This window comes from Fischerella muscicola PCC 7414 (genome assembly GCF_000317205.1).
Lineage (GTDB): Bacteria > Cyanobacteriota > Cyanobacteriia > Cyanobacteriales > Nostocaceae > Fischerella > Fischerella muscicola.
On record NZ_AJLK01000086.1, the window covers coordinates 71590 to 96922 of the forward strand.

Below are 25333 nucleotides of genomic sequence, written 5' to 3' on the forward strand. Positions count from 1 at the left end.
ACTGGGGGACACCTGTCTCTATTTTGCCCTGGTCTAGTCAAATAGTGGTTAGAAATAGGGCTGCTAAAATCGCTAAAAAGTTTAATTTAATGAACCGCCAAGATGCCAAGTAAGCCAAGGATTTGTAGAGTGTACGTCATTCCTAGTCATTACGGTAATTTCCCCAAAGGTACCACCGATGAGTTCTTGAATCTTCATCGCGTAGACTGGGTTGGGTTTTTCGGGCGGTTTAAAGTACTGTAGCTTCTTAGTGTGGTAAAACATTATTATTCCTTCGTGAATGAAATAGGGGTTGACACAAATTTCCGATGTTTCTGGTTTCGTCTGAATACTTGTGTTGCCCCTGTTCAATAGGAAACCGACTATATGCTTTCTTTACATCATCCTATGGTGGAATAAAAAGAATACTCATTTTTATAGGTGTATTTCTTAATTCATCCTCCTATCGTCTCTAAAAATGTAGAAGGCTGGAGCCAAGTAAGAGTAGAAGGAGTGTAAAAATTAAAGATGGGCATTTTACCACGATAAATAATACTGATAATGTATAATACCTATATTATTTTGTAGGACGTAGTATGTTATATATTGAGTTTAAATTAAAGCGTCCGTATAATCTCTGAAAAATAGTGTTATAAAACAACAACACTTTATACTATCTACCGGCCAAGAAATCCGGAAACAGGGAGCATTTACCGAAAATGTAAATATAAATAGTGACTTAGTGAACAGCTCATGGCCCACCACATGATCGGTAAAGTACTACAAGGACAGTATCAAATCGTCCAAAGTTTAGGTGCTGGTGTGTTTGGACAAACATACATTGCAATCAATGTTGAGCAACCAAATCACCCAAAATGTGTAATTAAACAACTCAAGGTTTCTAGCTCCCAACCTGCCTATTTACAATCACTGAGGTTACACTTTCTCACAGAGACTGAAACTCTGAGATATTTAGGACACCATGATCAAATTCCGCAACTGATTGCTTGTTTTGAAGAAAACGAGCGTTTTTACTTAGTACAAGAGTTTATTGAGGGACATGCACTCACAACAGAATTGCCCATTAATCAACGTGCGGGTTATCTTTGGACTGAAAGCGAAATTATTCAATTTTTACAAGATGTTTTAGGTATTCTAAATTTTGTTCACTCTCAAGGAGTAATTCACTGCGACGTTAAGCCAGAAAATTTAATTAGACGTACGTGTGATGGAAGATTAGTTCTAATCGATTTTGGTTCTATTCAACCAATTAATTTTGGCATAGATACGGTATTGCCAATTTATAGAGTTCCTGTCACTTCATTGGGTTATATTCCTCCAGAACAATTTATCGATCAAACACAGCCAAACAGTGATATTTATGCTGTGGGTATGATTGCGATCCAGGCTTTAACTGGTTTATCTCCATTGCAATTAAAAATTGATCCTCACAGCAATGAATTTATTTGGCGTTCTCATCATACTCCAGTCAGTGATTATCTTGCTGCAATCCTCAGCCAGATGATCCGTTATAACTACAAAGATCGTTTCCAGTCAGCGGCTGAAATATTGCGGGCGCTTGAGCAAATGTCTGTTGAATATTCGCAACCGCAAACGATGCAGTTGCAGTCTACTGTATTACTAGATTCTACAGACGAAGGAGATCATTTTGCTCGCCGCGATGCTTCTGTTAAATCACCTCCTTTGCTGACAGGAATGCGAGTGGGACTGGTGGCTAATTCTGTGGTGGTGGGATTTGGGGTCTATTCTTTGATGAATTCTCCAGCCTATTCTGAAACAGAAACTTTATATAAAGCAACAGAAGAATTTCAATCGGGAGATTTAGAAAAAGCGATCGCTCTTGCAAAATCTATTCCTGCAAACAGTAATGTTTATCCAGAGGCACAAACTACGATTGAAGAATGGCAACACCAATGGCAACTTGCTACTGAACAATTTTTATTAGCTAAAAAAGCATTAGACGAGGAACAATGGTCAGAGGCCATACATGCTGCTTCTCAAGTACCCGATATTTTATATTGGCAGTCAAAAACAGATCAAATCGTTGAGCAAGCCAAAGCCAAAATCGAAACACAAACAAATAATTTATTAGCTAGAGCTTATGAAAAAGCTGCTGTTAAAGATTTCAGTACTGCTTTAAATTATCTACAACAAGTTCCTAAAGAAACTTCTGCAACTGATTTAGTAAAACAAAAATTAACTGAGTATCACCAAAAACAACAAATTAGAGCTATCTTTTTGTTACAACAAGCCTATAACAAAGCAGAAAGAGGTGAGTTTGAGACGGCTGTCAAATTCCTCCAGCAAGTCCCTCAAAATTCTTCTGTATATGCAACTGCTAAAGCGAAATTGGAAGAATATGCACAAAAGCAACGTTTGCAAGCACAGAATCAAAAGGTAGCTCCCTCTAAATTCCTAGCTGCAATATCAAAAGAAACATCAATGCGGGAATCTTTTGACCCCAGCACCTTTCTACAAGAGGTGAATATTGTACCAAATGCAACACCTTTATAACTACTGAATAACTAAATTTTTGTCTTATATCATGTTCGCTTGAATACTTATACTGTCGCGTAGGCTGGTAATACGTAATTGGTAATAGGTGAGCTATTACAATTGTCCAATTAAAATGAGGACACAGGCATATGTGTCCTCAATAATTTTATTAACGGGCAAAAATTAGCTAAATTGCCCATACTTAGGAACTTTTTTAAACGGTAAAATTGCAAGTTTAAATTGAGCTTGGCAGGCGTAAATTAAAGGCGATCGCATCTAGATATGGTTCAAAAACAGCGAAATTTTCTAATTTATCGAACTTACCTGTTTGGGAAACCGGATCAAAAGCAGTAGCCATCACGTAAAGCGCTTTGCCATCAAAAGTAACATAACCTACATGTTGTTCTTGCACTCCACCTTGACGCTTTAAACCGACAAAACCATAACGCAGTCCTGGAAGTTTACCTACCTGTACTTTTTGAGATGGATAGCTAGAAAAAGTGATGCGATCGCCATAACTCCTTTGACGATCTTTCTCTAATCCAGCGTAGTGTTCATTCACCCAAGCATTAAGTGCTGATAATAGCTGAGTTTGGTGCTGGGGATTTTGGTAATCTATTTTTTTGCTGGGATCTATACCAGCTTGAGTGAGCATCTTTTGAAAATTCGGCTGTTTTTCCAGTGGGTAAATCAGCATCTCTACCGTACCAACATGTTCTCCGTTTGCAGAGATACATAGTAGAGGTGCATTACCATCACAAGGTGCAACTTGCCAATCTTTGGGGCTAGCAGTTTTCTGGGCAAGATTTTTCCAAATATTGTTTCCATTAGGGCTAGAAGTCGTAGCCGCAGAAGTTTGCACCACTGGTGGAGAATCACTATTTTTAGAAGAGCCAGAACCAGTAACCTTGAATCCTAATGGTACTAAAATCAATAAAGCTATTACACCGATTATTAGATGATAAAGTCGCAGCATTTTGACACAAGGAATATAACAATAGTTACAAAATAAAATTAACAATAAAATATTGAGATCGGTAAGGGAGAATCAAAAAAAGCTAACTAAATACTAAAGAGTAAAATGTACAGAGATTAAATAAACACAATATAAGAAAGTTTGTAGCGAGGACTGTAGCCATAACTACAAACTTTCTAAAGGGCTGAAACCCCTGCTATAAAACAAAAATCACGAATTGCATAGAATTTTACTTCATATACAAAAGAGCGTTGGGGAAAATAGCGAATTGAGTTTGATTTGTATAATTATTTGTCCAATAATATCTCTTAAAGTCTAAAATTTCCTAATTTAGCGTAGACGTGTACGATTTGGGGTGAAGTGTATATTTTTGTTTATTATAAAGTGAGATCCCCGACTTCTTCCGAGAAGTCGGGGATCTGGACACCGCAAATTTTCACAACTCAAATAGTATTGCTATATTTACATCTTTATACACTGACTATAGTGCGTTACGTTAGCGCCAACATACATAACGTATCTTCATCAGTGCTAATTTTCTCAAAATGATAAGATATCTCCTCATAATAACTAACTCATCTGTTGCTGTAATTTGTCATGCTCTTGTTGCTCAATCTCAAAGTTCTTCCCATCAATCATGTTGACTTGATATTTGGCATCATGTCCGCCAAATATTCCTAAAAAACCAGGCTCTTCTTTTTCTATTTCTACTATTTCAGAAATTGAATCAGGATTAATTTCAACGCTATGACCATCTGTTGTTTCTACTTTGATTGTTTTCATAGTATTACACCCCTATATTGGCACACAGGAATTAGAAATTTATTCCTAGTTTTATGCTAACTCATGTATAATTTGGCAGATAAAATCAGCAGAGTATATTTACAATTAGGATATTAATCAATCTAATATCAATTCAATAAATATTTATTTTAGACTAAGCATACGAAGTGCGGGGTACTTCATCAACCTGAAACAATCCTGGCAAATCTCTAATACTCGACCACATAAGTTTTGACTCTTTGCGAGGGGTCAGATCTCCGACTTTTTAAAAAAGTCGGGGATCTGGCCAACCTATCAAAATCAATTTGGTGAACTACTAATGGCTTTTGCTAGCTTGTGCGATCGCTAAGCATAATTGGTGTAGGTGCGTTACGCTGTTGCTAACATAGCTATCGAATCAAAAATACAGTACAAAGAGTAAAATAAATGGTACGACCGCGCAAAGTATTTGCTCAGCATTGGCTCAAAAGTGAAAAGGCACTTGCAGAAATTATTCAAGCCGCAAAATTAAAACAGGGCGATCGTATCTTAGAAATAGGCCCTGGTACTGGTATTTTGACTCGCCGTGTATTACCCTTAGTACAATCTTTAGTTGCAGTCGAAATTGACCGCGACTTGTGCGAACATTTAGCTAAAGAATTGGGTAAGCGCGAAAATTTCTTGCTTCTACAAGGAGATTTTTTAGAGTTGGATGTACCATCTTTACTAGAAGGGTACCCAGCTTTCCAAAACACCAATAAAGTTGTTGCTAATATTCCCTACAATATCACCGGGCCGATTATCGAAAAACTCCTGGGTACAATTGCTAGCCCCAATCCAGAACCGTATGATTTAATTGTGCTGTTGGTACAAAAAGAAGTAGCAGAAAGACTTATAGCAAAACCAGGTTCAAGAGCATGTGGGGCGTTGACAGTGCGGGTACAATATTTAGCCGAGTGTGAATTAATTAGTATTGTGCCAGCAAAAGCATTTTACCCACCACCGAAGGTAGACTCGGCGGTAGTGCGATTGATACCCCGAAAAATAGAACCCGCAGCCCAAGATCCTCGTAAACTAGAGACTTTGGTAAAATCGGGTTTTGGAGCAAAGCGTAAAATGTTACGAAATAATTTGCAATCTGTAGTAGAACGCGATCGCTTGAGCCAAGTACTGGAACAATTAGAAGTAAATCCTCAAGCTCGTGCTGAAGAACTTAGCATCGGGCAATGGGTTGCCTTAAGTAATCAATTAGAGGTTAATAGTTAGTGGTTAGTAGTTGGTTGTTCATTGTTGATTGTTGGTTGTTGATGGTTAGTAGTTAGTAGTTATGATTCTACTTCTCACACTCCACGCCAGTCGCTCTTTGTTGGAAACCAACAAGACCGCGCTGGCTCCCCCACTCCCCCTACTCTCCCCATTTCCCTGTCTCAAAAAATGCGTAGCTATACTCTCATTGCTCCTGCAAAAATCAACTTATATTTGGAAATCATAGGCGATCGCGCTGACGGTTATCACGAGTTAGCAATGATACTGCAAAGTATTAGCCTTGCTGACCAAATTGATCTCCGTGCAGCCAGTACACAAGCGATTCGCGTTCACTGCGACCATCCGCAAGTACTGACAGATAAAAGTAATTTAGCATACCGTGCTGCTGAACTCATGGCAGCAGAATTCCCCGATGCTTATGCTAAGTATGGTGGTGTAGATATCACGATTACCAAACGTATTCCTGTTGCTGCTGGGTTGGCTGGAGGTTCAACTAATGCAGCAGCTGTTTTGGTAGGTATAGACTTGTTGTGGAACTTAGGACTCACTCAATCGGAATTAGAAGAACTGGGAGCGATTTTAGGTTCTGATGTACCGTTTTGTGTGGCTGGTGGTACTGCGATCGCTACAGGTAGAGGTGAGCAACTTTCTACTCTGGCTGGTTTAAACAATATATATATAGTATTGGCAAAATACCGTAGTTTAGAAGTATCAACTGCTTGGGCTTATAAAACCTACCGCGCCTCATTTGGTAGTTCGTACATCAAAGATAAAGCAAGTTTGACAGCGCGTGCTGAGGCTGTGCATTCTGGAGGAATGGTGAAAGCGATTTTGCACCAAGATGTCAAAGAAATCGCCGAGAGATTGCACAATGATTTAGAAAAGGTAGTATTGCCAGCTTATCCGCAAGTTCTGCAACTACGTGAGATATTTGCTAGTCAGGAAAATGTTTTAGGTACAATGATGTCTGGATCTGGGCCAAGTGTGTTTGCACTGTGCGAGTCAAAGCAGCAAGCAGAAAAAGTTCAACAGGGTGTTAGGGAAGCAATACCTGATGAAGATTTAGAATTGTTTGTGGCTGAGTTTGTTACACACGGCATTAAGATAGCATCTTAACAGTTATCAGTTATCAGTCGGGTAATTTTTATGAGTGAACCAGAAGAGACTCAAACGCAAGCTAAAGCCACTCCCTTACGTAGTTTAATTGGCGCTGTGATTTCCGGGGCTTTGGCATTTGCTGCTTATTCTCTCATGAGTGCGATCGCTACTAGTTTTGCTGCCAAGCCGCTTCATTCTGATAATGTAATTGTGCTGAGAATTTCCTCTGCTGTGCGTACTTTAGTTTTGGGTATAGCTGCTTTGGGTTCTGGAGTATTTGCCATTGTTGCTATTGGTTTGGTAGCTTTGGCTATTCAGCTATTTTTCCAGCAACTAGCAAAGCGTGAGTCTTAAATTTTAAAAATCGAACACCGTGCAAGGCGATGAACACAGATTTACAATTCTCTTTAGCAAACACTCTGTGTTCCTCTGCATTTAAAAATACTATTACTGCTTGTTGTTTAGTTCAGGGTGATGCCAGACTGTTGCGACTCACCTCAATCACTTCTGTATACTCAAATTCATTGGGGCTTTGTTTAACAAGAGGATATTTTTCTCCTCCTAACTCTATATAATCTTGTTCGCAATCAGGTTTAGAAGAATAGTAAACCAAGATATATTCTCTACCAATTCTCTCGGCTATTTCTGCTTCTACCTCACCTCGCCATTGGGTTTTAGTTACTAACACAACTAATTGATTTGCTAATTTAGGAATTATCTTCGCAATCTGGCGGCGATTAATCACATCCAAACTACCAAAAGGTGAATCCATCACTATCGGTAAGGTGCTAGTATCTGGAACCATTAACATTTTTCTTTGACTCCACTCCCTTACCCTGTCGATAATTCCGCCAATAAAAGATAAACTGAGAATTTGATTTTCGCCAGTGGAAGCAGCGACTGGTGCTTCTGTACCTGCTGTCTTTTCCACTAGCATCAGTTCGTATTTGTCGCTGATTTTAGGAATGTAAGGCGTAAATGAGATTTCGCTGAATATTTCTTGGACTCGCTTTTCGAGTTGCAAGCGAAATTGTTGTTCTTGTCGTGCTTTGACTAAATTTAATCTATCAATTGCATCTTGGGTAGCAGCAATCCGGCGCTGTGCTAGGGCTTGACGTTCTTCGTTAAATTTTTGTCTAGTAATTTGTTTGCTTAAGCTTTCAATTTCGGTTTTGTAGTTGGCTATTTGCTGTTGATTTGCACCTTGCTCTAAGGTTAAGTCAGTAATTTTTTCTTCTATCTCATCCAAGCGTTTTTGTAAGTTGCGAATTTCTTCACTGGGGTCTTTTCGCAACCTTTCTTGGATGTTATCTAAATCTGCTTCAATTTGAGATATGCTTTGTCGTAGCTGATTAATTCCTGCTTGTTCTCGATCAACTTCTTCCCAAAATCCTGTTGCTTGTTTATCAATTTCATCAACTTGAGCATTCATCCGAATAGCAGTTTCTTCTACTATTGATGAGCCTGCTTTTTCTAACAAGCTTTTAATATTTGTGTGTGAATGGGTTCCTTCATGTAAGGGAGTACCACAAATGCAACGTTGAGAATCAAGTAAATTATGTATAAATTCCCGCGAGATTCCAGAGGTTAATTCACCTCGTTGCTTTAAATCTTCAATGATGTCTCGAAATTGAACTGTAGTTTCTGAAAGAAAGACTGTATAACCACATGTAGAAATCTTTTTTTTCAGTGCATTCCACTTTTTTTTTAGTTCTTCTTGATTTAAAGATTTTTGTGATTCTAAGTCCTGTCGTCTTTCTTGCAATTCTTTAGCAGCACTGAGTTCTCGTAAACGATTATTAGTTTCTTTTTTAATAGTTTGTTGATATTCTAATTCTTGCTTAATCTCTGTTTGCCGTTTGTTAATTCGCTCAATTTCTTGCTCAATTTTGGCTTGTTGTTTGAGAAGCTGTTTAGTTTCGGAATCACCAATAATTTTTAACTCATTTTCTAGCGTTTTTTTAGCTTCGCTCAAATGTTTAATAGAGCGATTAATTACCTCAACTCCCAGTAGAATTTTTGTAGCTTCGGCAATTTCAGCCTTTTTATCAGAACGGACAATATGTTCTATACGCTCTCCATCAAAGAAGAAATATTGATGTAAGCTGCTAGGTAATATTTGATTAATAATATCTTCTAAGTTTTGATTGGGTGGGACAAAATACCAAGAACCATCATCTCTGCCTACCCACATACTCAATTCTGTTTTACCGGGTTCCAAGTCACTTTCATTTTTGTAAACCCGGCAAGCACGTTTAATGCGGTAGCGTTTATTATCATGCTCCCAGACAATTTCTACCCAACATTCTACAGGTTGTCCAATTTTTACTTCAGCGATCGCACGCTTATTTACTAACTGTTCTACTGAGGCAAAAGCAGCACTAAATTTCTCATACAATACCCAAGTAAACGCGTTCAAAAAATTAGTTTTACCTGCGCCGTTATTACCATGAATTACTGTCGTGTTGCGAATATCTCCATGAGCAAATATGATTTCTGGGGTTTTTCCATAGAAGGAGCGAAAGTTACACAGCTTAATGGAAATGAGCTTCATCGCACAGCATCCTTCACAATCCTTAAAATATCATCATTGATATGGCTGTTACTTTTTTTATCTAACCTGCTTTTTTCTAATTGCCATACTTGTTCGATGATTTGCCGTACTTCTGGAGGAGCAGTTACTATTGGTTCTTGAACATCATCTATGTTGGGCTGATGATTCATTACTTGCTTATTTAGATAACAATGTAATTTTTTATATTTTAATCACGGATAAGATTGCGATCGCATCCGTAGAGGTACTGTCTCTTTTACATCATTGTTAGTGGTTGTTGGTTCGTAGTTAGTAGTTAGTAGTTGCTTGGTTATTTACTACTCCTCACACCCCACCCTTACCTTAAGCCGCGCAGGGCGCGTCTACACACTCCCACCTCCCTACCTCCCCATCACCCCATCACCCTATCACCCCATCTCCCCTGTCTCCCCATCTCTTCCTTCAAACATCCAACAACCCATATCGCTTTTGCAAATCAAGCAACTTTATTCTTGCTTCACCAGCATTGTCTGCTAAATCAGCAAATTCTACAAAGCGTCGCAATTCTTTTCTTAACAAATTGCGTTCCACTTCTAAAGTTTTTCTGTCTAAATCTGGTGGTAAAACAATCATGTCAAAAATTGTCGCCCTTTCTTTGCCTGGATGAGGACGCAAAACTCGCCCACGTCTCTGGATAAATTGCCGAGGATTACCAGAACTTGCCAAAATTACAGCTGTTTGAATTGCAGGGATATCTACACCTTCGTCTAAACAGCGAATTGCTACTAAACCTTGTAATTCACCATTTTCAAATTGGCGGCGTAAAATCTCTCTTTCTTCTAAAGAAGTCTGGGCAGTGTAGGTACTAATTCTGTAACCTAAGTCTACTCCTAATATTTTGGCAACTTCTTTAAGTTGGTGTAAATTAGAACGCTGTCCTACTTCTTGGGAACCATCAGCACAATAAAAAAGCGTGTGACTTGTTTCGCGACGAGTTGCCATTAATTCACGCAACGCTTTTAGTTTATTTGCTGCTGCACCAATTAACCTAGCTCTTTGCATCAATAATGGTTTTAAATCTTCAATATCTTCTAAATAATTTGATTCTCCAATTTCTTTTTCTTTGTATAGTAAAGCCTTGCCAATTTTTTGGGTAATTTTTGCATATGCATGGCTTTCTGCTTCAGTTAATTCAACTAAAATAGGATAATAAAGATAATGTACTAAAGCACCTTGATGAATAGCATCTTTTAAAGTAAACTCTGGTTGGAGAACCGAACCAAAATAATTAAAAATAGATTGAGTCCCAGTTTCGTCAAAATATCTTTCTGGTGTTGCAGATAAAGCTAAGCGCAAACCTACATGACGTGGCAAACTTTCTTCCAATTTGGGCGCGCCTAAATTATGGGCTTCATCACCAATAATGAAAGTTTTTTCGGGAAAATATTTCAGTTGAGATTGGAAACCTTCACTAATTAAGGTGGAGTTGGTGGTAATTACTGTGATGAATGGTTGTGAACCAGAATGTACGTTGTAGAGTTGACTAGACAGTTGACTCTGCCAACTGCGTAAATTCTCAAAAGCCAAAATGGGTTGCAAATTAAATTTTTCACATTCTCGTGCCCATTGAGTGACAAGATGACGGTAAGGACACACTACCAATAATGCTTGTAAGTGAATTTGTTTATATAACTCGCAAGCAACAGCAAGTGCAGTAATTGTTTTACCACTACCCGTTGCCATTTTGAGTGTACCTCTGCCGTTGTTGGCAAACCAGTTATTGATGGCTTGACGTTGATATTGCCGCAATTGCAAAGATACTGGCATTTGCGGACATCCTGGTAATGGTAGCTGAGTTTGATAATTACCCTTACTTTCACCAGCAAATGGTAATTTCAGGCGATAGTTTCCCGAAGGTTTACTAAGTGTGGTTGGAAAAGTGGGTATTGGGCGGACTTTTTGCTGCGTCAGATACATTGATGGAGGATCGGGGGTTGGGGATTAGGAGGTGGGGTGGTGGGGTGGTGGGGTGGTGGGGTGGTGGGGTGATGGGGTGAAATCTTTCTCCCAATCTCCCCACCATCAAGTTTTCCCTTTCCCCTTAACTGTAAATACGCCAGATACCAACAAGGGAACCTTGTACTTGTACCTGCACGGCTGGTACTTCGATAGGGTTGTATTTAGGATTGGCGGGTTTGAGAATAACGCAATCGCCGTTTCTGTAAAATCGTTTTAATGTCGTACCGTATCCGTCCACTCTAGCAGCGATAATTGTGCCATTTTTGAGTTGATCTGGTTCTGGTACTGGACGCAAAAAAACCAAATCTCCATCCACGATTGAATCTTCTATCATGCTGTCGCCTGCTACCCGCAAAGCATAGGTTTGGGGTGGTACAGGCATATTGGAAAAGTCGAAATGTTCGACAGCATCGGTGAAGGGTTCTATTAAACCACCAGCAGCAATTGTGCCTAAAATCGGTACACCTTGCTTTAATGGATGCAAAATTCTAATTGTTCTTGCTTTACCTTCACTCCATTCAATGTATCCTTTGGCGCGCAGATGTTCTAAACGACTTTGAATTGGTGCTGGCGATTTTAAATTCATCGCTTCCATCATCTGTCGAATAGAAGGAGAATGCTGGTGTTCTCGGATAAATTCTGCTAACCAATCGTAAAGTTCTCGTTGCGCTTCCGTTAGTCTTTCCATAAATTTGTAGGGAGGTAAAAATAAATGTTCCTTAGAACATTAGTACTACAAAAAACCCCCCTATGTCACAATTATGAATTATTAATTATGAATTATGAAATTAGGAGACAGTATTTTTACTCAAAATTTATTATTTAGTATTCATAATTCATCATTTATTCTTACTTTGCTCCTAAAATACTCGCAAGCAAAGCTTTTTGCACGTGCATACGATTTTCGGCTTGATCCCACACTCTTGATTGTGAACCTTCAATCACTGCATTAGTAATTTCTTCACCACGATGGGCTGGTAAACAGTGTAAAACGATCGCTTGTGGGTCGGCAAGGCTCAATAGCTGCTCGTTAATTTGGTAGGGTTGAAAAATGGGCAGACGGTCATCTGCTTCTGATTCTTGACCCATACTTGCCCAAACATCGGTGTAAAGTACATGGGCTCCTTTGGTTGCTGTTTCAGGATCGTTGGAGAGGATTACTTGAGTTTTATTATTAGCGATCGCTCGTGCTTTTTCAATAATTGTTGCATTTGGTTCAAATCCACTAGGTGTGGCAACTCTCACATTCATCCCTACCAAAGCACAACCTAGCATTAAAGAATTGGCGACATTATTACCGTCACCGACATAAGTCAAGGTTAGCCCAGATAAAGTGCCAAAACACTCTTGAATTGTTAATAAATCTGCTAAAACCTGACATGGATGTTCCAAATCAGTCAAAGCATTAATAACAGGAATTTTGGCATAATGGGCGAAAATATCTAATTCCTGCTGTGCAAAAGTGCGAATTGCTAAAATATCCAAATATCTATCCAAAACCCTAGCAGTATCTTGCACAGGTTCACCGCGACTCACTTGCGTCACATTTGGATTTAAATCTATTACCTGTCCACCCAATTGATACATCGCCATGGAAAAACTTACCCGTGTGCGAGTAGAAGCTTTGGAAAATAACAGTCCCAAAACTTTATTACATCGTAAATTTAACTGTTGAGATTTCAAATGGATTGCCATTTGCAGGAGTTCTTGAACCTCCTGGGAAGTGAGGTCTGCCAGACTTAATAAATCTCGTCCGCTCAACAATGCCATGCTTCTCGTTTGTAAAGAAAAACTACATATTTCCGGTTCTGCACACTGCCGTGCAAGAAGTAGCGCTCTAAAACTCTACCAAATATTTCTCTATCTAACCTAGTAGTCTGAGGCGGCTGTGATGGTTAGATTTGTTTATCAATTTCATCATTGAAAAGCACCACTATTTTCGGAAAATTTCATCGTTCTTTGGACATAAACTTGAGTAACCAAGCTAAGTCAATCATCATCCTACCCCCATAAAGTTGATAGTTGACAGTTAAATAGCTTATGGTATAATCAGAAATTAGTGCAATGCTTGAGGTCAATCACCTCATCCAAGCCATGCCAGCATAGCACAGTGGTAGTGCATCCGACTTGTAATCGGAAGGTCGTCGGTTCAAATCCGACTGCTGGCTTTAGGAAACATTTTGTGTCACCACTGGCTCAGAAACCACCGCTACACAAGCATTTACCAAGCTACACAAGCATTTACCAAAGGTAACAACGGGCCTAATTGCTCTTGTCCATTCACAGCTAAATCACTGTGACACAAGTAAACTCTTTGGGACACACGGGAGAGCAAATCTGCCAAAATCCTACGTAGGCGTTGTTCTTCAGCTAATTGTTCATCTTCTGCTGTCCAAGGTTCACCTAACCTCTCTCGCAGAAACAAAGGCGCACCAAACAAAGTTGCTGCACCACCCTTGGCCCACAGTGGTGAACTCGCATCTAACCAGAAATGCCAGCGATGAGAACGCCGACTTGATCGATATTGGAAGATAGTAGCTAAAGTTACAGCCTTAGCTGCTGCTCCCATCGGACGCATGGGGTAAGGGTTAGCAGTGATTGTGCCGCGCTGGAGTAATTGAATAAATTCGGCTATTGTAGCTTGAGGAGATGATGCGGTGAAGGTGAGAAGCGATGTTTTATTTTTCCCCGCTTCTTCAGCTTGGGGAATCTGCCGCAGTCTCGTATCAATTTCCCAATAATGTTGGGCAGTTTCCAGTAATTCCCGCAGTGCTGCCAGTTGATCGTAAGCAAGATTGCTGCCATCCCACAAAAAGCGCTGAATAGCCCTATCCAACAAAGAAATCGGACTGGGGATTAGACGTAATTCCTGTTGCGATCGCTGTTCCTCTAGCCACTTTAAAATCTCACTGTAGGCTGTAGTCGCTGCATAACCAAGTCGATCCCAACGATCAAACGCTGTCACAGGCAATAAATTTGGGTGTTCTGGATGGGGTTGAAAACAGTAATCTGCAATTAAACCAGCACGTACCGGATCTATTTTAGGTTGATAGGTTGTTGGGGCGAAATCTTTCTCCCCATCTCCGGTTCTCCTCATCTCCCCATCGCCCCTACTCAACACCACCAACATTTCTGCTACAGCATCCCGATCTACCAAACGCCCTAATCCTGGATACACTAAAGCCAAAACAGTAAGTAAAGCCCGGATGACAGGGGAAGCGATGAGAGGGCGTTGATCATTGAGTGATTCTAGTGCAATACCTTGCTTAGTGAGAATTTCTGTGAGAGTATAGCGAGCGATCGCATCCAAACCGGGGGCAATTACTGCTACTTGATCTGGTTCCACTTGCCCTTGTTTAATCGCCTCTACAATCACTTCTGCTGTTTGTCGCAACAATTGAGCGCGGGATGTAGCTTGAATCGATTGCACTACTTCCGGTAAGCTCAATAGCGTCATTGGTTCTGTGAGGATTTCTAGCATTGGTGTTGTCAGTCTCTGTGCCAAGCTATTGTGAGGTGAGCCAGTTAAGGTTTCTTGCTGACAGTATGCTGCTAACTCTTGCATATAATTGGGGTCTGCACCCAAACCTAGACGCACTACCCCATCAGGATTGTAGGTAAACGCTCCTACTGCCCCATCATCTAAAAGCAGCTCAAACAAGTGACGCGCCACAGCTGGGTAATCTTGCACATCATCCGCCAATATTCCCTGATAGCGTTGTCTGAGTCTTTGCTGGTAATTTGGGTCGGTTAACAAGTATTGATTGTAAAGTTCTGTGATGATTCCGTAGGAAAGTAAGCCTCGTTCCAAACACCAGTTACGCCAATCTAGCAACAAAGACGATAAAAATTCTGGTTCTAAATTCGTGACACTATCTTCTGGTGCTAGGGCTACTGCTAAAACCCTGCCAATATCTTCTACTGGTGTGCCACTGTAAGCTGCCAATTGTAATAAGTCGAGGATGCGACGTACTAAACGGTACTCATTAGTGCCTGCACGACGCAAAATCTCCTCATCTAACTGCGGACGCCAGAGTCTAGTTGCCAATTCCTGTTCGGTTTCTGGACGCAATCTCACAGGAAATTGTGCCTTTAGCTTTAAAGATTGAACCAATAAAGGCCAAAATAAAATTACTTCATCCTGAAAAAAACCCAAAGGAGTTTTACATCGTACTGGATATTGTCCTCTGCTTGCCGTAACAATTTTATCTGCTAATTCTCGCCGATTATCGTCATTAGCAGCCAAAATTAAAACCGTTCCTTCTTTTTGGTAAGGATATAGACGTTTTGGTAAGTGATCGCCACTTTTGACTCTAATTTTTTTAGTATAAAATGATTCATGGTAGCAATTTTCATCTTGCATCCAGCGAGCAAACTGTTCTACCAACCGAGCAGTTTTGCCACTGCGACTCATACCAACAATCCAAACAGAATGAGAAAACACAACTGTCTTCATGTGAATTTGTTAAGATACCTCGTACGTTAAATTAAGGTTAAAAACACCAAAACAGGCTGGATGATTGCCTAAGATGAATAACTCAGGTTTCGGTCAAAAAATATACTCTTTTTTGCTGGCGGCATACGAATTGTACTTGCGGACACCAGAACGTTCATTGAATAAAGCGTATGAAGCTGCCCTCAAAATTCAAAAAATAGAAAATGAGCATTTTAATGGTAACAAAATAGACTCTAATTCAACTACATACAGCAGCAACGTTATTGATTATTTTCAGGCAGATCTCAAAAAAGAATTAAAAATTATTAGGATGCGGCTAACAGAATTTAAAGCCAGCCGTTTTTTCTTAAGTGATGCAAATCAAAAGGCATTAAGAAAACTAGGTATCGAGCCTCTCAATCCTTCAGTAATCATAGACAAGCTCAGATTTATCGATGGAGTCATAGGAAAATACACATTTTTTGAGGAAGAACTTGACCCCCAAGATCGTGTTTCCAAACCTATCAATGTCCCAGTTGAATCTCTTGTGCTTCAACCAAAACAACAAAATATTTCTCGAAGAAACTTAGATAAAGAACCACGGAGTAAAACCGATACAACTGGTGTATTGCCTCGTTCAATATTTAATACTATCAATCGTCTACAAGCAGAATTAGACCCGCAAGCAGAGCAGAATGTTGTTCAAAATTTTCGTACTGCTCAAAAAAGAACTATCATCTCTGTTAGATTTATATTACTGTTAATAATCGTACCGATTCTAACTCATCAATTATCAAAAGCTTTTGTTATTGGGCCAATTATTGACCATTTTAGAAATCCTGAGCAAGCGGTTATCTTCCTGAATGAAGAAATGGAAGAAGAAGCACTGCTAGAGTTACAGAGATTTGAAGAAAAAATTAAGTTTGAAAATCTGTTGAGTAATGTTAGTGTTCCCATAGAAAAGATAGAAGCCCAGATCAGGGAAAAGGCAGAAGAAATTGCTGGAGAATTTCGTCAAGAAAGTGCCAATGCTGTCAAAAATGTTTTTGCTGATATTTTATCTGTAATTGCATTTGTATTTCTTTTACTAACCAGTAAAAGAGAAATCACTGTTCTCAAAGGTTTCTTTGATAATATTGTTTATGGCTTGAGTGATAGCGCCAAAGCATTTATCATCATTTTGTTTACAGACATGTTTGTAGGATTTCACTCTCCTCATGGTTGGGAAGTTATTTTAGAAGGAGTATCACGTCATTGGGGATTACCAGCAAATCATGATTTTATCTTCTTATTTATTGCTACTTTTCCAGTTATCTTAGACACTATCTTCAAATACTGGATTTTCCGCTACTTGAATCGTATTTCACCTTCAGCAGTTGCTACCTACCGCAATATGAACGAGTAGTTGTTGGTGGTTAGTTGTTGTTTGTTGATTGGAATTTCAGAACCAAACACCAAACAACAAACAAAAAAACTACTTTGTAATCCTTACAGTAACCCTTGTTTCCTTGTTGTGAGGACGATAAGTCTTGTCTAGATGAAAAAATATGGGGCGAAAACGGTAAAGCCTCTTACCTCCTGCCTCCTTCATTAAAAACGTATTGCAGTAAACCTTCACAAGCATCAAGGAGTAGTTCGATCACCTGATTGAAGCCCTCTGAACCACCATAGTAGGGATCTGGAACTTCTTTAAGAGTATGCCGAGAACAAAAGTCACACATCAAACGCACTTTGTGGTGATATTGCCCAGTTGGATCAACAGACACTATATCCTCATAATTTTCTCGATCCATAGCTAAGATCAAATCAAAGTCTTGAAAGTCTGACTTTTGAAACTGACGGGCACGACCACGGAGTTTGATTCCTAGCTTTTGAAGTGCCGCAGCACTCATGCGTCGATCAGGTGGGCTACCGATGTGATAACTAGATGTGCCAGCAGAGTCACAGATAATGCGATCGCCTGACATCTGTGTAAAAGACTCGCTCAACCCGTTCTGCTCGATCAAGTAATTCATGATATTTTCTGCCGCAGGCGATCGGCAGATATTTCCCAGGCAGACAAACAAAAGTTTGTAAGGCATAGAAATTTTTAGTCCTTTGTCCTTTGTCATTAGGATAAGACAAACGACAAATGACCATAAATCTAGAACCCAGGAAGTTCCAATCCACTTGTCAAGTCTTCCATGCGTTCCCGCATTGTTGCTGTGGATTTGTTGTAAGCATCTTTCATTGCCGCAGTTACCAGATCAGAAAGTACCTCTGCGCCTTCATTGAGGGCATCAGGGGAAATTTCTACCCGTTTAGGCTCTTGGTTGCCACTAACTATTACCTTCACTAAACCACTGCCAGCTTCACCTTCAATTTCCATTTGCTCCAGTTCTTCCTGAAGTCGCTTTGCTCCTTCTTGCACCTGCTGAGCTTTCTTAAAAGCTTCAGCCAGTTCTTTCATTTTTCCTAAGCCAAAGCCAAATCCCTGTCCTTTACCTGTCATATGAGATTGTCCACCTGTGTTTTGATTAACAAGTCGATTTCAACAAATTCAATTATAGATGCGGTGTGTCATTTACCTATTTTTACTCTCAAATATCCCATTCTCAAAATTTTGTCAATAATTAATCAAGAATGAGGGATGAAGGGTGAAGGAATTAAGGAATAAGCAATAAGTATAAATTTTTATCTTCTGCCTCCTGCCTTGAAAGTAACCTCACAATAACAGCCCCTCTCCGAACCCGCAAAGAGGGGTGGCGTAGCCGGGGTGAGGTTTTTTCATGCCTTCTGTCTCTCACAGATGTTTCCTTTACTGTGGGAAGATTATTGATGGTTAAGTCCAGGAAGCGCGAATTCCCATTTCCGAATTGTTTTAGTCAAGAAATTGATGCTACGTTTGAACCATCCCATGTTCAAGTTATTAAAATCTCGGTTGAAGAATACTCTCATTACACTCCTGTTGATAACGCTCTTTTTTGGGGTAAGTACAGCTGGGTGGACTCCCTCCAGTAGTGCTGGACTACCAGCAGGAAATGCAATTACTGACGGTAAAGCGCTGTTGCGCTATGCATTACCAATAGATAATAAGCCTGTGCGGGAACTGCAAGGCAGCTTGGAAGATATATCTAACCAACTACGGGCTAATCGACGTTGGGGTGCTGTTTCCAAAGACCTCAGCAAAGCATCACGGATTCTCAACAATCCTGCCCAAATTTTGGCTAGTGTACCAGAAGCCAACAAACCCCAAGCTGAAGCTTTGATTTCTGAGTTGAAATCAGGTGTAACTAGCCTGGAAGAAGCGGCTAAAACCAAAGACAAAGAACAAATTTTAACAAAACGAGCCGATCTATTAAATCTCGTCGGTGACTTAGAAGATTTGATGGTGCAGGGATTCCCCTTTGAAGTTCCCAAAGAATATAGCAATTTACCGCAACTCAAAGGTCGTGCCACCGTAGAAATGAAAACTACAAAGGGTACTATTACTCTTGTAGTGGACGGTTATAGTGCCCCTGTGACTGCCGGGAATTTTGTTGATTTGGTACAACGGGGTTTTTATGATGGCTTACCCTTCACCCGTGCAGAAGAATCTTACGTTGTGCAAACAGGTGATCCACCAGGTAAAGAAGTAGGTTTTATTGACCCCAAAACTAACAAATACCGTGCCATTCCTTTAGAAATTCTTTTTGAAGGTGACAAAGAACCAACCTACGGTATTACATCAGAACAAGCAGGTCGTTACACTGATTTACCTGTGCTGCCATTTTCTGCCTATGGTGCAGTGGCTATGGCTCGTCCTGAAAGTGACAATAACGGCGGTTCTTCACAATTTTTCTTCTTCCTTTATGAACCAGAACTTACTCCTGCTGGACGTAATTTGTTAGATGGTCGTTACACTGTTTTTGGTTATGTCGTCGAAGGAAAAGATGTTTTACGGGAAATAAAAGCAGGTGACAAAATTGAATCAGCAAGAGTCATCAAAGGTGCAGAAAATTTAGTAGAGCCAAAGGAAGCATAATAACAATTGTTTTCTGTGGATTTGAGTAAGTTTTTTCTGTAGGGTGGGCATTGCCCACCTTAAAATTTGTCTAATGTGAATTAATGCCTTGACAAATATAGTGTTTTAGAAAACGAACACTCATGGAACACTCATGGAACACAGATAGTTTTGGTCATAGGTGATTAGTGATTGCTGTTTTTTACCCATTACCCATTACCAATCTTTGCTAATTCACACTACGTATAAATTACAGACTAAATTCTGCAACGTCATCATCTATATCGCTGTCTTTACCCACAACAGTAGGTTTAAATTCATTACCATGAATTAATTCATGGAAAGACTTGCCGGGATTTTGATAAAGAATATTCAATACACTAATAAAGTCCCGAACAATTTCGCCTGGAGTTAGTAATGCTGCTGCACCTAAGCGATTGACTATTTCTTGTACAAATTCTTTTAGATCAGCAGTTTTTAAAGTCTGTGTATAACCAAAATTCAGGGCGTGAATTTCTGTTATTCTTTGCAAAAGTAAAAGAATTTCTTCTTGGCTTAAGGGATTGAGCCGCATTACAGGGCCTAAAAATTCTTGTACGCCAGCTTGAGTGACAAAACGACTTTCTTTTGTACGTCTTCGCCAAGCTGGATCTGCAAATAGTCCGCGATTTGGATCTTCTAAAAATTTTGTTGTTCCGCCTATAAATATACCTAAGTGTTCAGCTTTGCACTGCATGGTGTCGTTGAATATTCCGAGCAACCTGTTGTAATTTTTTTCGCGAGTTACAGTAGTGGGAATTTGATATAAATTTGCGGCTTCATCCAACAACACTAAAAGTCCTTTGTAGCCAATTTCAGCAGTAAATTTTGCTATTAACTTAATGTAGTCATACCAACTATCATCATCAATAATTACTCGTACTCCTAAAGCTGCTTTGGCTTCTGTTTTGGTGCTATATTCTCCTCGCAGCCAACGCAATGCAGCATTTTTCAAATCATCATCATCTAGACGGTAACTGCGCCAATAAGCAATGATTACGTTGCCAAAATCAAAACCGTGAACTAAGTCTTCTATATACTTAATTACTTCCCTAATTTTCTCTTCTACTTGATCATCAAAACTATCATCATTAGGACGCATTCCAGTTTCTTTGGCAACTTCTTGTTGAATTTTATTAATCCATCCCTCTAAAATTGCTACTAAAGCACCGCCATCAGGACGAGTTTTTGTAGCGAGGCGACTCATTAATTCTCGATAAGTTGCTAAACCTTCGTTGTTGGTTCCTGCGAGTCGACGTTCGGAACATAAGTCAGCATCGGTGACTACAAAACCTTGCTCCATAGCATGATTGCGAAGTAACTGTAGCATGAAGCTTTTACCTGAACCATAATTCCCAATTATGAAGCGAAAAGCTGCTACCCCTTCTGCAATGTCATTGAGGTTTTGTAATAGGCTTTGTAGTTCTTTTTCCCGGCCTACTGCTATATGTTCTAGTCCTACCCTTGGTACAACCCCCGCACCAAGAGAATTGATGATAGCAGTGGAGACTTTTTTCGAGATTTTGAGCTTTGCCATGTAAATTCACCTCACCTCCATGTATTTTAGCTCGAAGGTGAGCTTTGCTTTCATGGGGAGTAACGTCAAGAAATAAGGGTGTATGGGGATAAGGGTATAGGGGTGTAGGGGAAAGAACTAAATAATAACCTCAATACCACACGTTGCAACTAAGTTAAGAACAATGCTTAGGTTTAAAAGCCAGGCATAGAGCAAATTTTGCTTCTGAATTTTGACTTGTGATTCCTGAATACTCGCTGTAACTAAGTGGTTTTGTAAGTTGCGATCGCTCTTTTCACGTCACTTTGATATTCTGGATAAATCTCTGGAATTGCCGCATTTGGATCGATGAGCAATTCACCAATAGTGTTATTAGCCTTTTCATTGATAGAATCAATTAATAAATTAGGCATAGTGATATTAGCTTCAGCTATTTTTTTTATAGCACCATTAGGATTCTCATCTTCTATAATCGCTTTTAATACTTGTATTTCGCAATCAGATATTTTATCGATAAAGTCAGTCCATTCTGAGGAAAATTCCTCTGAATCGTTTGATACATCTACATCGTTTACTGTGTCCAGTAAATCAGCAAAAGGAAATACATCTACATCTTCCTCCTGATTCTTTGCTAATACGTTATTTGAATCTAAATTTTCTATCTGTTGTAATAATTCCCATACTTGGCTTTGTAAATGATCGCGCTCATCTTGTAATAAGGAAATTTGACTTTGCAATTGTTGAATTTTGTTTTGCTGTTCTGCTACTTCTGCTTTTAAGGAATTTAGATTAATTTCTATATTTTCTGCTTCTAGCTTTTTGTCTGTCAGTAATTGATTTTGTTGCTGATTTGCTGCTTCTAGTTCTTGTACTTGAAGTCTCATTTCATATAATTTTTCTTCTAGTTGGGGTTTAAGTCTTTCTAGAAGAGTTAAATTGCTTTCTAAATCTTGCCTTTGCTGCAACAGTTCACACAGTTGATTATTTAACTGGTTTATTTCAGCCTTAGATACACTACAATTCAATTCCAAGCGACGTTTTTCGGCATTAATAGCAGACAAAGAATTATTATGTTCTAATTTTGCTTTTTCTAATTCTTGAATTTCATTCTGCAATTGATTGATTTGTGCTTCCAACTGTTTTTTTTCGATAATGTAACTGCTTAACTCGCGGTTAAGACTATCTCTTTGATTTCGGCGTTCAATTATTTGATTTTGTAATTTATTAGATTCTTGATACAATAAGGAGTGATGAGACTCTAGTTGATTTACCTCTGCAACTACACGAGATTTCAAACCCTCTAATTCTTTAATACGTCTGTGGAGAGAATCGAGAACTAGCATTTCACTAGCTCGGCGTCGCTTATCTATAAATAAGGCCGCGAGATAAGTGGAAAATATGGTGATGATGCCTGTGAGAAAGGCGTTTTTGAGATCCCAACTAAAGACTAAACCAAGACCAAAACTCGCACCAAAGGCAACTACACCGAGAATAAGTCGATTGCTTACTATTGCTGATTGCATATTGCTGGTTTTGAGCATTTTTCTTTATCTTTATTTTTTACTTTTAACTTGGAGTGCGCTAACAGTCATCTCTGCTTTCAAAAAATCTACAAATTGTCGTGCTGTTCTTCCAGAACGACCATTATGACGAGTTGCCCATTGTAAAGCTTTGTATTCTAAATCTGACTGACTGATATTAATTCCTGCTAAATCTGCAAGATGCCGGATAATTTTTAAATAAGTTTTCTGATCAGCTCCCTCAAAAGTGAGTGTCAGACCAAAGCGATCGCTAAAGGAAAGTTTTTCCTGCATTGTATCCCAGGCATGAACTTCATCATGATCGCGGGGAGCAGGTCGATCAGCGAAAAACTCCCGTACTAAGTGGCGACGGTTAGAAGTCGCATACACCACGATATTTTGGGGACGTGCCGTTAAATTCCCTTCTAACACTACTTTTAAAGCCTTAAAAGCATCATCATCTTCCTCAAAGGAAAGATCATCAACAAAGATAATAAATTTTTGTGTTTCTCCTCGTAAATGTTCCACGATCACTGGCAAATCTTGCAGTTGAGATTTTGCCACTTCCACCAATCGCAGGTTACGTTCTCCATACTCATTCAGTAAAGCTTTAACTAAAGAGGATTTACCAGAACCACGACTACCATATAGTAATACGTGCAGTGCTACCTGTCCTGACAATAAAAATTCTGTATTTTTCAACAAAGCTTCTTTTTGCGACTCATAACCCACAAGTTCGCTTAATTTAACTGGATCGGGATAAGGTATCCCCAAAAACTGCCCATTTTGCCAACGTAGGGCCTTGTACTGGGCAAACAAACCCGTGCCATACTGACGATAGTATGCCGCCAAATCTTCTACAGCATCTGCCCAATTTTCTAACTGTTGTAGATAAGTAATAAATTGCGTTTCTACACTTGCTGTACCAGCCTGTTCTAGATACCAGACTATGGGTGAGACAGGTAAATGAGCGATATTCTGTACCCATTCACTCAAAACAGCGCTGCTACATTCATACAAATGTTGTAGTGCTAGTAAATCATGTTTTGCTGCTGCGACCAAAGCGATCGGCAAATTCTCAAACTCTTGCTGTTGAGCTTGTTTTGTAAAAGGATTCTCAGCTTTGAGAATTTGAGTAATCAGATATTCTTCCCAGTTTTGATTTTTTATCGCTAAGGCTCTAAAGTAACTGCCATAAGCTTGCAGGCAACTCCTAGCATCCGCTTCACTGTAACGAATAGCTTGCAACAGATCAAGAAATGCCATACCTACTTCTGTTTGTAGGACAGATTGGTAGAGTAAAACAGAAGCTGCTTGGCGTTGGAGAAATTGAACCTTTGCGTAAGACGAATTACTTGCCGTAGGCATCACTTGATTATCCATCAATCAATTGGGTTATTTGGCTAAACAGCTATGCTAAATTGTCTGCCGAGGCTTGTAGGAAAATCAAAATCTACATAGGTTGTAACAATGAATTTAGGTATTGTTGCCGCCCTTGCTTACGGCATCTTGTCCATATTGGGTGGTTTTTTGGGTTACATAACAGCTGGTAGTAATGTTTCACTTTTTAGTGGTAGTATCAGTGGCTTACTACTCATATTTTCGGCTTTTATACAACTTCAAGGTCAAAGGTGGGGTTTGACTTTAGCAGCTATTGTTACAGCTATATTAATAGTTGTTTTTGCTTTTAGGCTAGCTAAAACGCGTAAGTTTATGCCTGCGGGGTTGATGACAATTTTAGGTATGTTGACATTAGCCCTGATTGTAAATCAATTTCAAATTATGGCATCAACTAGGTAGGAGATAGTCAGTTATCAGTTATCAGTAAGTTGTGATCACTGGTAACTGATAACTGTTCACTGATTCAGGGTTTTCACCGTTAATACCTGTGGTGGTGTAGAGTCTGGTGGATAAATCAAATCTACCTGCACCATCCGACGAGTGTTAGCTGGCATTTTTAACTTGACTAATGGGTCTAAAACTTGAGCAGTTCTGTGCCATAAATGCACGTAGCGAGTCTGTGATTTTCCTTGGTCATCGGTGTACTTTAAGCGCACCGTACCACGGAAGAAGGGAAAATCTAGAGATGGTTTGCGGAAACGCAAAGCGCCTTGTGATAACTTATCTTCTTTGAGAGGCGTTTCTAGAGTGAGGCAGCGACACGTCCATAAATTAGCTGGCCCATTGTAGTGTTGGGAGGCGTAGGTGTTTTATCTCTTGGGCCAGCAAAATTACCGTTATTTAGCAAAGCTTGCCATTCGGCGAGGGTTGGGGCGCGATCGCTACCATCAGGATTTTTCTTGGCAAACATTGCTAAGCTAGCTGCGTATATTTTATTACTACTCCGCAGCCGCATAAAACTAGAACGACCATTTACAGGTCTTTCTAAATAAAGTATAGGTTTGGAAAATTTATGTTGAGGCTGAATTGACATTGGTGTTAAACTTCAGGAAACTGTGGTGTCCAAGATAACTAGTTATAACTACAGTTTCCAAAAAATATATTTCGCCTAGCGATCGCTATTCTTACAAGCATAGGCTACTAGAGTTGCGAGCAGCCAGATCCCCGACTTTTTGAAAAAGTCGGGGATCTCACAGCAGATCAAAGTTGATGTGGTTGAGTACTAGATACGGTGATGCGGATTAAAAATGTGTAGTAAGATTTTCAAGAATTAGTATTACTTGGTATTAA

The 25333-nt window shown here is 39.5% G+C and carries 20 protein-coding genes, 1 tRNA gene and 2 pseudogenes; 8 read left to right on the forward strand and 15 right to left on the reverse strand.

The window, feature by feature from the left end:
- Nucleotides 1–147 precede the first annotated feature (147 nt).
- Nucleotides 148–264: pseudogene (locus UYI_RS0112965) on the reverse strand (manganese catalase family protein); the annotation flags it as partial.
- Between the two features lie 468 nt (nucleotides 265–732).
- Between UYI_RS0112965 and UYI_RS0112970 the strand changes: the two are divergent.
- Complete coding sequence (locus tag UYI_RS0112970; protein WP_016867089.1) at nucleotides 733–2514, forward strand: serine/threonine-protein kinase; 1782 nt, start codon at nucleotides 733–735, stop codon at nucleotides 2512–2514.
- A gap of 217 nt (nucleotides 2515–2731) precedes the next feature.
- Here the strand turns inward: UYI_RS0112970 and UYI_RS0112975 are convergent, their stop codons facing one another.
- Entirely contained in the window at nucleotides 2732–3472 is a 741-nt protein-coding gene (locus UYI_RS0112975; RefSeq protein ID WP_016867090.1) for a hypothetical protein, read from the reverse strand.
- A gap of 570 nt (nucleotides 3473–4042) precedes the next feature.
- Nucleotides 4043–4255 (reverse strand): hypothetical protein, encoded by a 213-nt coding sequence (locus UYI_RS0112980; RefSeq protein ID WP_016867091.1) that lies wholly within the window; start codon nucleotides 4253–4255, stop codon nucleotides 4043–4045.
- A gap of 426 nt (nucleotides 4256–4681) precedes the next feature.
- Between UYI_RS0112980 and rsmA the strand changes: the two genes are divergently transcribed.
- The 3 genes from rsmA (at nucleotide 4682) to UYI_RS0112995 (ending at nucleotide 6952) form a co-directional block, all read left to right on the forward strand.
- A complete protein-coding gene (gene rsmA / locus UYI_RS0112985; protein ID WP_016867092.1) occupies nucleotides 4682–5500 on the forward strand; it encodes a 16S rRNA (adenine(1518)-N(6)/adenine(1519)-N(6))-dimethyltransferase RsmA in 819 nt (272 codons plus the stop codon).
- 168 nt (nucleotides 5501–5668) lie between these two features.
- Nucleotides 5669–6616 (forward strand): 4-(cytidine 5'-diphospho)-2-C-methyl-D-erythritol kinase, encoded by a 948-nt coding sequence (gene ispE / locus UYI_RS0112990; RefSeq protein ID WP_016867093.1) that lies wholly within the window; start codon nucleotides 5669–5671, stop codon nucleotides 6614–6616.
- Nucleotides 6617–6646: 30 nt separating this feature from the next.
- A complete protein-coding gene (locus UYI_RS0112995) occupies nucleotides 6647–6952 on the forward strand; it encodes a DUF3082 domain-containing protein (RefSeq protein WP_016867094.1) in 306 nt (101 codons plus the stop codon).
- A 112-nt stretch (nucleotides 6953–7064) separates the two neighbouring features.
- Here the strand turns inward: UYI_RS0112995 and UYI_RS0113000 are convergent, their stop codons facing one another.
- The 5 genes from UYI_RS0113000 to argF form a co-directional block, all read right to left on the reverse strand.
- Nucleotides 7065–9152 (reverse strand): AAA family ATPase, encoded by a 2088-nt coding sequence (locus UYI_RS0113000; RefSeq protein WP_016867095.1) that lies wholly within the window; start codon nucleotides 9150–9152, stop codon nucleotides 7065–7067.
- Nucleotides 9149–9322, reverse strand: coding sequence for a hypothetical protein (locus UYI_RS38035; protein ID WP_009454522.1), 174 nt, complete (start codon nucleotides 9320–9322; stop codon nucleotides 9149–9151). Before UYI_RS38035 ends, UYI_RS0113000 begins: the two co-directional genes overlap by 4 nt.
- Nucleotides 9323–9593: 271 nt before the next feature.
- A complete protein-coding gene (locus UYI_RS0113010; protein ID WP_016867096.1) occupies nucleotides 9594–11108 on the reverse strand; it encodes a DNA phosphorothioation system restriction enzyme in 1515 nt (504 codons plus the stop codon).
- A 124-nt stretch (nucleotides 11109–11232) separates the two neighbouring features.
- A complete protein-coding gene (gene lexA, locus UYI_RS0113015) occupies nucleotides 11233–11838 on the reverse strand; it encodes a transcriptional repressor LexA (protein ID WP_016867097.1) in 606 nt (201 codons plus the stop codon).
- Nucleotides 11839–11999: 161 nt separating this feature from the next.
- Nucleotides 12000–12920 (reverse strand): ornithine carbamoyltransferase, encoded by a 921-nt coding sequence (argF, locus tag UYI_RS0113020; protein ID WP_016867098.1) that lies wholly within the window; start codon nucleotides 12918–12920, stop codon nucleotides 12000–12002.
- Between the two features lie 326 nt (nucleotides 12921–13246).
- Here argF and UYI_RS0113025 point away from each other — a divergent pair.
- Nucleotides 13247–13318: transfer RNA gene (locus UYI_RS0113025), tRNA-Thr, on the forward strand.
- 53 nt (nucleotides 13319–13371) lie between these two features.
- On the opposite strand, the gene UYI_RS0113030 is transcribed toward UYI_RS0113025, so the two are convergent.
- Entirely contained in the window at nucleotides 13372–15606 is a 2235-nt protein-coding gene (locus UYI_RS0113030; protein WP_016867099.1) for a hypothetical protein, read from the reverse strand.
- A gap of 73 nt (nucleotides 15607–15679) precedes the next feature.
- Between UYI_RS0113030 and UYI_RS0113035 the strand changes: the two genes are divergently transcribed.
- Nucleotides 15680–16990 (forward strand): proton extrusion protein PcxA, encoded by a 1311-nt coding sequence (locus UYI_RS0113035; protein WP_016867100.1) that lies wholly within the window; start codon nucleotides 15680–15682, stop codon nucleotides 16988–16990.
- Nucleotides 16991–17156: 166 nt separating this feature from the next.
- Here UYI_RS0113035 and UYI_RS0113040 read toward each other — a convergent pair whose 3' ends face one another.
- Nucleotides 17157–17666 carry a low molecular weight protein-tyrosine-phosphatase gene (locus UYI_RS0113040; protein ID WP_180977269.1) on the reverse strand — a complete coding sequence of 170 codons (510 nt, stop codon included), beginning with the start codon at nucleotides 17664–17666 and terminating at the stop codon, nucleotides 17157–17159.
- A gap of 62 nt (nucleotides 17667–17728) precedes the next feature.
- Nucleotides 17729–18076 (reverse strand): YbaB/EbfC family nucleoid-associated protein, encoded by a 348-nt coding sequence (locus tag UYI_RS0113045; RefSeq protein ID WP_016867102.1) that lies wholly within the window; start codon nucleotides 18074–18076, stop codon nucleotides 17729–17731.
- A gap of 384 nt (nucleotides 18077–18460) precedes the next feature.
- On the opposite strand from UYI_RS0113045, the gene UYI_RS0113050 reads away from it, so the two are divergent.
- Entirely contained in the window at nucleotides 18461–19588 is a 1128-nt protein-coding gene (locus UYI_RS0113050) for a peptidylprolyl isomerase (protein ID WP_016867103.1), read from the forward strand.
- A 229-nt stretch (nucleotides 19589–19817) separates the two neighbouring features.
- Here the strand turns inward: UYI_RS0113050 and UYI_RS0113055 are convergent, their stop codons facing one another.
- The 3 genes from UYI_RS0113055 to UYI_RS0113065 form a co-directional block, all read right to left on the reverse strand.
- On the reverse strand, nucleotides 19818–21143 hold the full coding sequence (locus UYI_RS0113055) for an ATP-binding protein (RefSeq protein WP_016867104.1): 1326 nt from the start codon (nucleotides 21141–21143) through the stop codon (nucleotides 19818–19820).
- Between the two features lie 242 nt (nucleotides 21144–21385).
- Nucleotides 21386–22663: a tellurite resistance TerB C-terminal domain-containing protein gene (locus UYI_RS0113060; RefSeq protein ID WP_016867105.1), complete on the reverse strand. Its 1278-nt coding sequence runs from the start codon at nucleotides 22661–22663 to the stop codon at nucleotides 21386–21388.
- A gap of 12 nt (nucleotides 22664–22675) precedes the next feature.
- Complete coding sequence (locus tag UYI_RS0113065; protein ID WP_016867106.1) at nucleotides 22676–24025, reverse strand: ATP-binding protein; 1350 nt, start codon at nucleotides 24023–24025, stop codon at nucleotides 22676–22678.
- An 87-nt stretch (nucleotides 24026–24112) separates the two neighbouring features.
- Here UYI_RS0113065 and UYI_RS0113070 point away from each other — a divergent pair, with 87 nt between their 5' ends.
- Nucleotides 24113–24442 (forward strand): TMEM14 family protein, encoded by a 330-nt coding sequence (locus UYI_RS0113070; RefSeq protein WP_016867107.1) that lies wholly within the window; start codon nucleotides 24113–24115, stop codon nucleotides 24440–24442.
- Between the two features lie 56 nt (nucleotides 24443–24498).
- Here the strand turns inward: UYI_RS0113070 and UYI_RS35770 are convergent.
- Nucleotides 24499–25043 (reverse strand): annotated as a pseudogene (locus UYI_RS35770) (DUF3370 family protein); the annotation flags it as partial.
- Nucleotides 25044–25333 lie beyond the last annotated feature (290 nt).

Excerpts from the sequence above, each read along its gene's own strand:
- UYI_RS0112970 (WP_016867089.1), top strand. The coding sequence starts at position 733 with ATGGCCCACCACATGATCGGTAAAGTACTACAAGGACAGTATCAAATC.
- UYI_RS0113070 (WP_016867107.1), top strand. The coding sequence starts at position 24,113 with ATGAATTTAGGTATTGTTGCCGCCCTTGCTTACGGCATCTTGTCCATA.
- UYI_RS0113060 (WP_016867105.1), bottom strand. The coding sequence starts at position 22,663 with ATGCTCAAAACCAGCAATATGCAATCAGCAATAGTAAGCAATCGACTT.
- UYI_RS0112975 (WP_016867090.1), bottom strand. The coding sequence starts at position 3,472 with ATGCTGCGACTTTATCATCTAATAATCGGTGTAATAGCTTTATTGATT.
- UYI_RS0113050 (WP_016867103.1), top strand. The coding sequence starts at position 18,461 with ATGCTACGTTTGAACCATCCCATGTTCAAGTTATTAAAATCTCGGTTG.
- argF (WP_016867098.1), bottom strand. The coding sequence starts at position 12,920 with ATGGCATTGTTGAGCGGACGAGATTTATTAAGTCTGGCAGACCTCACT.
- UYI_RS0112980 (WP_016867091.1), bottom strand. The coding sequence starts at position 4,255 with ATGAAAACAATCAAAGTAGAAACAACAGATGGTCATAGCGTTGAAATT.
- UYI_RS0113035 (WP_016867100.1), top strand. The coding sequence starts at position 15,680 with ATGAATAACTCAGGTTTCGGTCAAAAAATATACTCTTTTTTGCTGGCG.
- rsmA (WP_016867092.1), top strand. The coding sequence starts at position 4,682 with ATGGTACGACCGCGCAAAGTATTTGCTCAGCATTGGCTCAAAAGTGAA.
- UYI_RS0113030 (WP_016867099.1), bottom strand. The coding sequence starts at position 15,606 with ATGAAGACAGTTGTGTTTTCTCATTCTGTTTGGATTGTTGGTATGAGT.
- UYI_RS0113055 (WP_016867104.1), bottom strand. The coding sequence starts at position 21,143 with ATGGCAAAGCTCAAAATCTCGAAAAAAGTCTCCACTGCTATCATCAAT.
- UYI_RS0112995 (WP_016867094.1), top strand. The coding sequence starts at position 6,647 with ATGAGTGAACCAGAAGAGACTCAAACGCAAGCTAAAGCCACTCCCTTA.
- lexA (WP_016867097.1), bottom strand. The coding sequence starts at position 11,838 with ATGGAAAGACTAACGGAAGCGCAACGAGAACTTTACGATTGGTTAGCA.
- UYI_RS0113010 (WP_016867096.1), bottom strand. The coding sequence starts at position 11,108 with ATGTATCTGACGCAGCAAAAAGTCCGCCCAATACCCACTTTTCCAACC.
- UYI_RS38035 (WP_009454522.1), bottom strand. The coding sequence starts at position 9,322 with ATGAATCATCAGCCCAACATAGATGATGTTCAAGAACCAATAGTAACT.
- ispE (WP_016867093.1), top strand. The coding sequence starts at position 5,669 with ATGCGTAGCTATACTCTCATTGCTCCTGCAAAAATCAACTTATATTTG.
- UYI_RS0113065 (WP_016867106.1), bottom strand. The coding sequence starts at position 24,025 with ATGGATAATCAAGTGATGCCTACGGCAAGTAATTCGTCTTACGCAAAG.
- UYI_RS0113040 (WP_180977269.1), bottom strand. The coding sequence starts at position 17,666 with ATGCCTTACAAACTTTTGTTTGTCTGCCTGGGAAATATCTGCCGATCG.
- UYI_RS0113000 (WP_016867095.1), bottom strand. The coding sequence starts at position 9,152 with ATGAAGCTCATTTCCATTAAGCTGTGTAACTTTCGCTCCTTCTATGGA.
- UYI_RS0113045 (WP_016867102.1), bottom strand. The coding sequence starts at position 18,076 with ATGACAGGTAAAGGACAGGGATTTGGCTTTGGCTTAGGAAAAATGAAA.